The sequence below is a fragment of the Streptomyces sp. GbtcB7 genome, assembly GCF_019091445.1.
GTDB lineage: Bacteria > Actinomycetota > Actinomycetes > Streptomycetales > Streptomycetaceae > Streptomyces > Streptomyces mirabilis.
The window spans coordinates 23,460-33,988 of sequence record NZ_JAGXJM010000051.1 but is presented as its reverse complement, the minus strand read 5'-3'; the positions used below and the strand labels follow the sequence as shown (position 1 = coordinate 33,988).

At 67.5% G+C, this 10,529-nt stretch carries 10 protein-coding genes and 3 pseudogenes; 5 read left to right on the top strand and 8 right to left on the bottom strand.

Translation table 11 applies throughout. The features are described 5' to 3' along the window. The first annotated feature begins 120 nt into the window (after positions 1–120). Complete coding sequence (gene mycP / locus KVT44_RS48645) at positions 121–1,239, top strand: type VII secretion-associated serine protease mycosin (RefSeq protein ID WP_217574816.1); 1,119 nt, start codon at positions 121–123, stop codon at positions 1,237–1,239. Positions 1,240–1,308: 69 nt separating this feature from the next. Next, on the top strand, positions 1,309–1,839 hold the full coding sequence (locus KVT44_RS48640) for a hypothetical protein (RefSeq protein ID WP_217574814.1): 531 nt from the start codon (positions 1,309–1,311) through the stop codon (positions 1,837–1,839). 297 nt (positions 1,840–2,136) lie between these two features. Here the strand turns inward: KVT44_RS48640 and KVT44_RS48635 are convergent, their stop codons facing one another. Beyond that, entirely contained in the window at positions 2,137–2,556 is a 420-nt protein-coding gene (locus KVT44_RS48635) for a DUF6417 family protein (RefSeq protein WP_217574812.1), read from the bottom strand. 166 nt (positions 2,557–2,722) lie between these two features. On the opposite strand from KVT44_RS48635, the gene KVT44_RS48630 reads away from it, so the two are divergent. After that, positions 2,723–3,250: a hypothetical protein gene (locus KVT44_RS48630; RefSeq protein WP_254650906.1), complete on the top strand. Its 528-nt coding sequence runs from the start codon at positions 2,723–2,725 to the stop codon at positions 3,248–3,250. On the opposite strand, the pseudogene KVT44_RS48625 reads toward KVT44_RS48630, so the two are convergent. Next, positions 3,198–3,602, bottom strand: a pseudogene (locus KVT44_RS48625) (transposase); the annotation flags it as partial. The gene KVT44_RS48630 and the pseudogene KVT44_RS48625 overlap by 53 nt on opposite strands. 475 nt (positions 3,603–4,077) lie before the next feature. After that, positions 4,078–4,593: a DinB family protein gene (locus KVT44_RS48620; protein ID WP_190174342.1), complete on the bottom strand. Its 516-nt coding sequence runs from the start codon at positions 4,591–4,593 to the stop codon at positions 4,078–4,080. Positions 4,594–5,115: 522 nt separating this feature from the next. Here KVT44_RS48620 and KVT44_RS48615 point away from each other — a divergent pair. After that, a complete protein-coding gene (locus tag KVT44_RS48615) occupies positions 5,116–5,607 on the top strand; it encodes a 2'-5' RNA ligase family protein (RefSeq protein WP_217574810.1) in 492 nt (163 codons plus the stop codon). 357 nt (positions 5,608–5,964) lie between these two features. Here the strand turns inward: KVT44_RS48615 and KVT44_RS48610 are convergent, their stop codons facing one another. Then, the gene (locus KVT44_RS48610; RefSeq protein ID WP_190174341.1) at positions 5,965–6,405 is read right to left on the bottom strand and encodes a hypothetical protein; all 441 of its coding nucleotides are present in this window, start codon (positions 6,403–6,405) and stop codon (positions 5,965–5,967) included. A gap of 546 nt (positions 6,406–6,951) precedes the next feature. Here KVT44_RS48610 and KVT44_RS48605 point away from each other — a divergent pair. Next, positions 6,952–7,848, top strand: coding sequence for a hypothetical protein (locus KVT44_RS48605; protein ID WP_217574808.1), 897 nt, complete (start codon positions 6,952–6,954; stop codon positions 7,846–7,848). A gap of 163 nt (positions 7,849–8,011) precedes the next feature. Here the strand turns inward: KVT44_RS48605 and KVT44_RS59205 are convergent, their stop codons facing one another. The 4 genes and pseudogenes from KVT44_RS59205 to KVT44_RS48590 form a co-directional block, all read right to left on the bottom strand. After that, positions 8,012–8,497 (bottom strand): transposase, encoded by a 486-nt coding sequence (locus KVT44_RS59205; RefSeq protein ID WP_308314336.1) that lies wholly within the window; start codon positions 8,495–8,497, stop codon positions 8,012–8,014. Between the two features lie 173 nt (positions 8,498–8,670). Beyond that, positions 8,671–9,111 (bottom strand): annotated as a pseudogene (locus KVT44_RS59200) (transposase); the annotation flags it as partial. Between the two features lie 368 nt (positions 9,112–9,479). Continuing rightward, positions 9,480–9,925: pseudogene (locus tag KVT44_RS48595) on the bottom strand (transposase); the annotation flags it as partial. Between the two features lie 84 nt (positions 9,926–10,009). Then, complete coding sequence (locus KVT44_RS48590; protein WP_364565975.1) at positions 10,010–10,459, bottom strand: HK97 gp10 family phage protein; 450 nt, start codon at positions 10,457–10,459, stop codon at positions 10,010–10,012. Between the last annotated feature and the right edge of the window lie 70 nt (positions 10,460–10,529).

The following is a 10,529-nucleotide window of genomic DNA, read 5'->3' as shown; positions in this document are numbered from 1 at the left end:
CCTCGAGGACGATCCGGCAGACGTCGCGCGCCAACCGCGCTGCCAGCCCGCCGCCGATGCTTGGTCGTCGCGATGCTTGCGGGACTATGTGCGCTTGCGGCCAACGCTCCTGCTTACGCGGTGGTCATTCGCCAGTCCGAGTGGCCGCTCACTCAATTCCGAGCAGACGACATCTGGGACATCTCCAAGGGGCAGGGCGTCAGCATCGCCGTCATCGACAGCGGAGTCGACGCCGCCCACCCCGACCTCAAGGGCCAGATCCTCAAAGGCGCAGGATTTATCGGAGACCCTCAGGACCAGGGTCAGACGGACATTTCTGGCGACTCGCACGGCACAGCCATCGCCGGCATCATCGCAGGCACGGGGAAGGCGAACCACGGGAACGGAATGATCGGCCTCGCGCCACAGTCCAAGGTGCTTCCCGTCCGCGTGACCACAGACGGAGCCGCAGAACCCACCGTGATCGCGGAGGGCATCAAATACGCCGCCGACCACCACACCCAGGTCATCAACATATCCATCGGAACGACTACGCCGGACCCGCTGTTGCGCGAAGCCGTCAACTACGCACTTGGTAAGGACGTCGTCGTCGTCGCAGCAGCGGGAAACGAAGGACAGAACGGCAACCCGGCTATGTATCCAGCCGCCTTCCCCGGCGTCATCGATGTCACGGGAATGGATTCCGGCGGCCGCTTCTGGCCCGCCAGCAATTCCGGACCCCAGTCGACACTTGCCGCACCGGCCGCCGACATCTATTCCACCAACGACCACGGCCAGTATGTGAGGGCGGATGGCACCAGTTACGCAGCCGGCTATGTCTCCGCGGCAGCCGCGCTGGTCCGTTCCGCCTTCCCGCACCTGACCGCGGGCCAGACAATCCGCCGGTTGGTGAACACCGCCCAACTACCCAGCAGCGGCGGCCACGACAACCAGTTCGGCTACGGCATCGTCGACCCGCTGGCAGCCCTCCGCGCACCGGCCACCCACAACGGCAGCACTGCCAACCCACTCCTGTCCGCCCACCCAGTCGGCAAGAGGGCACACACCGGTATCGGATGGATCATCGGCATCAGTGTGAGTAGCGGGGCAGTGGCTCTGACCGCCGCAGCGGCCTGGATCGTCATCCGGCGCCGCAAAGCAGGTTCTGTGAAGCAGACCGGCCCGGCTCCCAGGCGGCCGCGTGGCACAACACCACCCTCTAGCAAGTCAGGCAAGAAGAGGCAGAAGAGCCGAGCCTAGGGGCATGCCACGCCCTCACCAATTGGGGGTAACGGACCACCTGTCACAACGAATTCCGGAGTGCGCACCGTGAACCTTCCCTTCCGCCTTCACAGCCGTCCTCGATGGGTCCGGCTCACCGCTTCCGCAAGCGCACTCGTCGTCACCGGCCTACTGGCTTGGATCGCCATCGCATTGCTGACCGGCCCTCGGGCTCCGAAGGTCGTCGCCAACAACATCTCCAGGAATTTCCGCGCCTGCCTGATCAATGACGAGCGTGATTCGGATCTGGCCCGTCCCCTCTGGTCAGCTCTGCAGAAGACCAGCGATGGCGCTGCCATCAACGCACAGCACATCACAGTCCCGAAGGGCGGTACGGCAGCCTCCCTGCCCTACGTCAACAGCCTCGTGCAGCGCCACTGCGGGCTCATCATCTCCGTGGGCCCCAACCTCCACGACGCCGTCACCACAACCGCTCGACACAACCCCCGTCAGCGGTTCATCACCGTGGGCCGATCCATCAAGCTGCCCAATGTGCGCAGTGTTTCACCAGCCGACCGGTCCGCCATCATCAGCGCGGTCCAAAAGGCTGCCCACCCCCAGTCACCGCACCGAACCTGAGACGGCGATGCCAGCAGCCCGGTCAGGTACTCGCGAATCCCCATCGATAATTGGGCAGGTGGCCCTTGGGTTCCTTCAACAACCCCTGCGAGATTCCGCGAACCCGTCGGCTTCCAACCGCAGCAAGGCCGACCAGGACCCCAGCACCTGGCAGCCGCCCGCTCAGGGCTACCGCTGCCAGTACGCAACCGTCTGGGTTGCCGACAGACAAGACCCGGTGGGGCCTGACCGTCGACCCCACCGAGCACGCCGCGCTGTCCGAGGCCCTCAGCAACTGCCCCGACCAGCCCATCACCGTCACCCTCGCCCGTTGACCCCCGCACCACCCTCCGCGGCGGAGCCCGTCATCCGGTACAGCCACAACCCGTACGCCACGGACGCGAGCTGCTCCGCCGTCAGATACAGCTGCCACCGTTTGATCCCGTGGTCGCACGAGGCCGCCCTGACCTGCTCCGCCAGCCCATTAGCGGACGACGACACCCGGAGCTGACCGGTGAGACCGACAAACACCCGCAGCGCCGCCATCTGCGACGGGATCAGCTCCACCAGCCGCCGGTCCGGGCCCGCCTCGCCGAGCGAGGGCTTTGCCCGCGGGCGGGATTGGCCGTAAGCGAGGGTGTCTTGGCCGTACGGCGTCAGGCGGGCCGCCCACCGCACGGGCCGACCCTCCAGCGCCGACAGCTCGGCCCGGTTTCCCCGGTTGGCCAGCTCCCACAAGACCCTGGCCCTCGAGTGCGTTGACGCTCTGCTGCTGCGGGAGGAGTCTGAGAAGCCGTATCTGAACCGAACCTGATCGCTTGATTTCGCTGGTCAGGCGTGGTCTAGCTCGGGATGAGGGAGGCATGCGGCGTCTTGTTTCGGCTCCGTGATCGAGGGGTGCGCGATGGCGTCGGTGTTGGGAATGCTGGAGGAGCGGGAGACAGCGGCCCGGGTGCGGGTGGAAGGGCTGCGGGAGGAAGTCGCGCGGCTGGCCGGGGTGCTGGAGGCTGCGGAGATCGAGCTGGACCGGCGGGTGATCGCGCGGGAGGAGCTGGTCGAGGCCCTGGCGGCCTCGGCTGCCGATACCACCGCCGTGACCGAGGCGGAGGCAGAAATCGTGCCCGTGCCCGCGCCGGTGCCGGGCTCGATCGTGCCGCCTTGGCGCGAAGGACTGCCGGTGACGGTGCTGGCGCCGGACTACCAGCGGATTCTGGGCGTGCTCGACGGACGGCGGCCCGCGGGTCAAGGACCGCTGAAGGCCAGGGAGATCACGGTTCAGCTGGGCTTGGAGACAACGTCGGCGAAGGTCGAGGGGGTGCGCTCGAAAGCCCGGCGTCTGGCGGAGCGCGGGTGGCTCCTGCAGGAGACGTCGGGGGCATTCAGCGTCGGCCGGCGGCCCGTGGCCGTGCCAGACGCCGGCCCATCCGCGTGACCATCGACCACCGGATCATCGCCTCGCTGCTGGTTGGCAACGTCTCATAGTCCCGGGCCAGTCGGCGCGAATGCATCAGCCACGCGAACGTGCGCTCCACCACCCACCGCCTGGGCAGTACCGCGAACCCCTCCATGTCGTCGGTGCGTTTGACGATCTCCAAGGTCAGCGCGAGTTTTTGACGGCACCAGTCGACGAGGGAGCCGGTGTACCCGCCGTCGGCCCAGACGAGGGTGATGTCGCGGTGCAGGCGGCGCAGCCGCATCAGCAGGCTTGCGGCGGCGTCCCGGTCGCCGATGTTCGCGGCGGTGACCGCGACGACCAGGAGCAGGCCGAGGCAGTCGGTCACGACAGCCCTATGAGCGGGGTCCTGACTGTAACTGTCTGACCAGGTGGAAGACCTGTGAACGACGGCGATTTTGGTTCAGGCCACGATTCCGTGAACGATCTTGGCGCAGTTCGATGACGGTCAGGCTTCTCGCCGCAGACCTGGCCTCCTCGCAACGAGTCTCGATGCAAAGCAGCCGACCTCAAGATCATTCACGGAATTGATGCTGTTGGTGATCTTCAGGTGGAACCACGGTGCGTGCGAATAGCCGCTGGTCGCGTGACGGGCAGTTGAGCCGGGCTGTTGGCCGGGGGCGGCCGAGAGCACGTCCGTTACTGAGATTTGATGCGTGATGTCGCTGGGTCGACGTCTTGAACTGCGAAGACGAGGGTTCGCCGCGCGGCATCATGCGAAGATCACCAGTAACGAGCTCTCCCGCATTGGTCGTGAGGCGTGTTGGCCTGGCTCCTGAGGGAAGGGCCCGCTTCGCGGAGCTGCGCTAGTAGTAGCCCTTCGTGCCGTCGAGCAGCTCCCGGACGATGTCCGCGTGCCCCGCGTGTCGCCCCGTCTCCTCGACGAGGTGGATCAGCATCCAGCGGAGGTTGGCGCTGCCGTCGCGGAAGTCGGGGTGGCGGCCGGCGTCGTCCAGGTCGGCCGCGGCAACGATCTCGTTGCTGCGGGCGCACTGGGCCTCGTACTCCGCGAGGAGCTCTGCGAGGGGGCGGCCGTCGGTGTGCCAGTCGGCGTTCTCGCTTGACTCGTCGAATGCGGGGTTCTGCTTCTTGTCGCCGCCGAGGAACAGCACTTCCAGCCATATGTGCTCGGTCCAGCGCATGTGGGAGATGAGACCGGCCATCGTCATGGCCGGTGAGGTCGGGATGACCGGGCGGCGCGCGTCCTCGTCGCTCAGCCCTTCGCATTTCCAGCGCAGGATCTGCCGCTGCAGGTCCAGCCAGCCGATGAGCGCGGTGCGTTCGTCCGCTTGGCGCGGGGGGCGTTCCAGTTCCGATGACATGCCGGCGCACGCTACCAGGGCGGTCGGGAGGGGGCACCTGGATGACGGGCTCTTCCGCGATTTACGATCTTGGTCACGGTTGGGGACATCGGGGTGTTACTGGTGATCTTCGCATGATGCCGCGGGGCGGGCCCTCCTCTTCGCAGTTCAAGGCGTCGACCCAGCGACATCACGCATCAAACCTCAGTAGTTGCAAATCCGGCAGTCCCCGGGGGTACAACACCTCCGTGCCAACAGGCCCGCGACAAGATCACCAACGACATCCGGAAAGTGAGTCAGAACCCAAACCCGGAGCCACACGCGAGGGCGGCATCGCCGGACGAGCCCGCATCGAGCACGTCCCGGACGGAAGCGGGCACCATACGGGGCGTGGATCACCAACCAACACGTCGGCCGCGACCGCCTCGACCACGCCCAACTCGTTGCCCTCGCCCACCTCCCAGTGCAACGCGCGCAGTAGCGGACTGGCCTGCGATGATGACGGCGTGCCAGAGCCAGGGACCACTGCCGTCGTCATTGGTCTTGCCCGATGCCGCCCCGCTCCTCGATGCGGCGTGGCGTATCGACCCGGCTCTGGTGCGTCGTGGGGTGCCGGCGCACGTCTCGCTCCTCTACCCGTTCGTGCCGGAATCGGCGCTGACGGATCAGGACGAGAAGGGCGTGCGTTCCCTGGCTGCAAGTTTCCCGGCAGCTGATCTGCTCTTGGAGGAGGTCGTGACGGAGTCCGGCTTCGTCGCCGTCACCGTTCCGGGACTCCAAACGATCGTCGATGCGTTCCGCACCCAGTGGCCCGGGTTGCGCCCGTACAAGGGCCGCTTCGGGGCGCAGCCCGCCGCCCATGTCACGGTCGCTATGGGTGCGGACAACCCGACAGCTGCCGCCCATGTCCGCGCTGCGATCGGCAGCCTGCTGCCGCTGCACACCCGTGCGACGGCGGTCCAGCTGGTGGTGCTGACGGAGGAAGGCTGGCAGCCGCGGTTCACCGTGCCGCTCGGCGTCCCGGACGGGCCGTAGACACCGCCCGCCAGTCCCTCGCCCCTGGCCGGCGAACACAGCCCGAGGCCGGCACCCCATCCTCGGCCGCGCCCCAGGGCCCCCGCGACCTCCTGGAGTTCCTGCGGCGGGCAGGACTGGACCCGGAAAACGTCCGCCTGGACGACCCGCTGCTCATCGAGTGGCGCGGCGGCGGGCCAGCCGTCTGGAGCCCCGATCCCTCCGAGGAGTGAGCACAGCAGTGCGAGCCGCCACCCGGCGAGGGCGACGGCCCGCACTGCTGCGCTACTGCTGTTAGCGGGGCATCGCAGGCCCGTTCGCCTTCTCCGGCTACTGCGCCCCGGCGTCGGCCGTCTTTGGCTGAGGGGTGATCCCCGATCAGCGGCGGCCGGTGGCCAGGATGACGAGGAACTGGCCGCCGCCCGCCTCGATGTCGGCGGTCACCGGCAGCCCCGGTAGCAGTCGGGAGAACCGGTCCACCAGCCAATCCGCCGCCTCTTGGGCATCCTTCCTAGTCGGACAACGGCCCACCATCTCGCGGCCCCCCTTGCGCTCCAGCCTGTCGCCAACGGCGATCAGCGGCGCGGGTTCGACTACGTACAGGCGCTCCGGCCAGGCGATGACCACCTTGACCGCACCCTTGCGGCTATTGCACCCGCGGTGCGCGAGCCGCTCGGCGACCTTGGCCTTCCGGTCGGCGGTCCGGCTGTCAACGCTGGGTCCCCGCGGGTCGTTCACCGACTCGTCGGGGTCGACCGCTTCGTCACACACCCAGCATCGCCAGCCGTCGCGCTCGGCCACATCATCAAGAAGACTCATCCGAGCAAACTAACCTGCCCGGCCGCCACCCGCGCACCAGGGCCCCGGCCGGCCAACAGCGCTGCGACACCAGGCTGGCTCTATAGACGACGAGTGGGTTCTGGCACACGTTCCGGATGTCGTTGGTGATCTTGTCGCGGCCTGTTGGCACGGAGCTGGTGCTCCGGGAACCGCACAGGGCGGTGCACCTCCTCGCCAGCGGCCGACGTCGGGGCGATCTCCCCCAGGTGGAGACAGCACGGTTCCGGCCAAGCGGAGGCATCGGGCTGATCTTTCCATCCGGTTCCGGGCGCACCCGGCAGATCAACTTCCTAGACTGGTGGTGCTGTTGGAGCTGGAGGGAAAGTTGTGACTGCCAGAGGATCGACGCCCCCTGTTGCGGCGGCTGCCCTGCTGATGCTGGTGACGAGCTGCACAGGCGCCTCCTCGGACAGGAGTGACGGACGTCCGGCCCCGTCTGCCATATCCCGACCTGTCATAGACAGGGCTGAGGCGAAAGAGGTCTTCGCCGCCTACGACCGCACCAACGCCCGTGCCGATACGGCGATGGACGACGCGGCCCAAGGGCAGGTACAAACCGGCGTGCTGCTCAAGGAATCGCTGGCCGCGTACCGAGTGCATCGCAAGGCAGGAACGAAGGACGAAGTCGCCCACCTGGTCCGTCCCAAGTTCCTGATCCCGTCGGAGAAAGCCGACGCCGGCTTCCCGCGCTTCTTCGCCGTACTGAGCAAGTGGAAGGGTCAGGAGAAGGACCGCTCGTCACAGCTGTTCTACTTCGCACAGACTCAGCCCGGCGGACCGTGGAAGGCCACCGCCTCCATCTGGGCGCTCACCGAACCACTCAAGAAGCCCTCCGCCACCGATCCCGCGCCGGGTCCGACGTCGACCGAAAAGGGCCGCACCATCGTGCGGATGAAGCCCAAACAACTTCCCGCCCTGCGCCGCAATCCGGACGACACCGTGCAGCTGTCTCCGACCGGATCAGCGGAGCGCTCCGTGTGTGGCGCCTTCGCGGACTACCTCACGTTCGACCCTCCGCAGGGAAAACTCGCGGATCGGCGCTTCGCCCGCGGTCCCATGACCAGCGATCTCGTGAAGTTCTTCAATGGATGGGCGGACCCCGAACTCGAGCGCAGCCTGTCGTACCGGCCGGCGGGCACCGCGCTGCCGGTGCTGCGCCTGGACTCGGGTAGTTCGCTGGTGGCGTGCACCCTGCAGCAGACGCACCGGGTGGCCGGAGTCGGTGCGAGCGGAACAGTGGTGTTCGAAAAGGACTCGGACACCCAGATCATGCTCGGAGGCGGACCGGAGTGGCGCGAAGCCACGTCGATCAGCAGCATGACGGTGCTGCTCGAAGTGCCAGCCAAGGCAGGTGCTGCGGCGACCGTCCTGTCCTGCGACTGCTACGACCCGACCCTGTTGTCGGCGACCGGAGTGCGATGACGTCCTCAACGTCGGGCCAAGGCGCCGCAGGACAGCTGCTGCACCTGAGCCTCGACGTGGGCGCGATGCGGGAATGATGTCGCGCCGGGCCTTCACTTGCCCGTCCGCCGAACACGGAGTCCCCGCCAGCACCATCAGATCGGGGCTCCTCAAATCACAGCCCCTACGAGCGGGGGCCTGGCTGTAGCTGTTTGACCAGGTGGAAGACCTCCCGGGCCGCATAGCGCTTGAGGCAACGGACGATTTCGCGCCGGGTCTTGCCCTCCTTGATCCCACGCTCGTAATAGTCCTGGGTGCGCGGGTCGACCCGCAGGCGGGTGAACACGATGCGATGGAGCGCGGCATTGGCCTGACGGTCGCCGCCGCGGTTGAGGCGACGGACCTGCCGACGTCCCGAGGAACGCTCGACGGGGCTCACCCCGCACAAGGCAGCGAAGGACGCCTCGCTGTCCAGCCGTTCCGGGTTGTCCCCCACCGTGATCAGCAGAGCGACAGCCGTGTCCGGGCCAACCCCCACCACATCGAGCAGCTGCGGGGCATGACATTCCACGAGCCGGGCCAGCCGAGCGTCCACCTCGCGGATCTCCTCGGAGAGCTGTCCGATCCGGGATGCCAGCAGGCCCAGCGTGATCCGGGTGGCCTGCAGCACCGACTCCTCGCCTGCCCCTCGTGACTGCTCGCGTCGGTGAACCGCGCACAGGTACGGAAGAGTTCGGCATTGCCCAGGCCGGCCAGCTCTTCCCGCAAGGCGGGATCGGCGGTGACGATCACGGCCTTGAGCTGGTTGATGGTCTGGGTGCGGGCTTTCACGGCCGACGCCTTCGTGAGCTTGTACATCCTGGCGATCTGCACCGGCCCGTCGCCCGATTTGGCCCGAGCACAGGACCGCCCGCTCAGCACGGCTCGCGCCGCATTCTGGGCATCGAGCGGATCCGACTTGCCGCGCCGACGGCGATCTGCCCGGTCCATCCAGTTCACGTCAAACACGTCCACGCCCTGGGCCAGCAGGTAGCGCGTCAGGGACGCCCCGTAGGAGCCGGTCCCCTCCACCCCGGCCCGCCTCACGGCTCCCGACCTTCTGGCCCACTTCAGCAGAGCGCGGTAGCCGGCCGCGGTGGCCGGGAACTCGTCAGTGGCCAGCACCGCCCCCGTCAAGGAGAGCACCGAAGCCACATGGGCATCCCGGTGCGTATCCACTCCCAGCACCACCTCCCCCGCAGGGCGGCGACGGCGGGGCTTCGGAGCAGGCAACGTAGTGGACATGGTCGAACTCGCCATACCCGATTCCCTTCCCGGTCCGATGACGTGTCGCGTTGCCGGTACCGGGCCGCGTCAGGTGGTCAGAATCGTGAGGACGCCACAACGAACGGCAGGCCCCTATCGGGACACGCCCCGCCAGTCCGGTACCGACAACGCACCATCCCCGCCCAACGGCCGACACTGTGACAGCGGGACACTTCGGTCAGAAATATCATGAGTCAGGCCCCGGGCCCAGGACAGCACCCGCCCATCCTCCCGCTGCCATCTCCGCCGCGCTCAGGGGCCGCAGAAGATGCTCAATCCCCCTCACGCAACACCCCGGAACCTGATCCCAACCGACCACAACAGCGCACGCAGACAAGCGGCGCGTTCAAAATCAGGCCCAGCACGTTGACGGCGAGTCCGCGCTTCCTGCCGGGCGTCTTCGCGTTCGCGTCCAGTCCCGTCGTCGCCTTCGGCACCCCGGCCGCCACGCGGACGGACTGGGTGTCGGTGATCACCAGGGACGGGTCCTCTAATCGTCTGGACCGCTCCCGCACCTGGCAGCGCAGGATCTCCTGGATCCGCTTATCAAGGCCGTCCTGGCGCCACAGGTGAAGTAGTAGAACACCGCCGACCAGGCCGGGAGGTCGTGTGGCAGGAGCCGCCACTGACAACCCGTCCGGTTCTGGTAGAGCAGCGCGTTCATGACCTCGCGCAGGTCGCGGGAGCCCGGGTCCCCGGTCGCCGACCGCGCCACCCGCTCCTGCTTCCACGCGGTGACCAGCGGCTCGATCAACGCCCACTGCTCGTCGGACAAGTCGGTTGCGTACGGCATCCGTTCATGTCCGCGACTCCATCATGCACACGACATGACGCGAGCGTGGAACTGTCCCATAACCCACAAACAGGCGACGCCACATCACCAGCAACAGGACTTAACGCCCTCTCGCAACCCGAGGATGACGACGTAGCCGTCGCCTTGTCCGGCATTTGCCCATACGGGGGACTCGAATGCCTTCTTGGGCGAGCCCAGAAGTTTTATCTCAAGCTCAGTCTCGCGGTACGCAGGCTCAATGTGCGGAAACGGCGGCTGCCGGTACTGCCGCCCGCTCCGGTCGACGCCGACGAACCCGTACTCCAGTCGGCGCGCCTGCGGCGCCTCCGTGAACACCACAGCGGTCACCCGCCCACCCGCGACCGTCATCTTCACGTCCCACGAGGCCCGGTAGGCACCGGTGATCACGTTCGGCCCGGGCCGCCCTGACGCATGCCGCTGAATTCTCATCCGTAGCAGCATCGCGTGGTGCCGAGTGTTCGCCCGCGTACGCGCACGAACAGCGGGCCCCTGCCACGCCAACGACGCGGCCACCGCCACCGGATCACGGAAGGCTGAGGCATCCGGGTGGGCGCTCGGGTGCGGGTTCAGGGGAACGGGGCTC

Coding starts and splice junctions, on each gene's coding strand:
- KVT44_RS48630 (WP_254650906.1), top strand. CDS start 2,723: ATGGCGTCGGTGTTGGGAATGCTGGAGGAGCGGGAGACAGCGGCCCGG.
- KVT44_RS48605 (WP_217574808.1), top strand. CDS start 6,952: ATGGACGACGCGGCCCAAGGGCAGGTACAAACCGGCGTGCTGCTCAAG.
- KVT44_RS48610 (WP_190174341.1), bottom strand. CDS start 6,405: ATGAGTCTTCTTGATGATGTGGCCGAGCGCGACGGCTGGCGATGCTGG.
- KVT44_RS48620 (WP_190174342.1), bottom strand. CDS start 4,593: ATGTCATCGGAACTGGAACGCCCCCCGCGCCAAGCGGACGAACGCACC.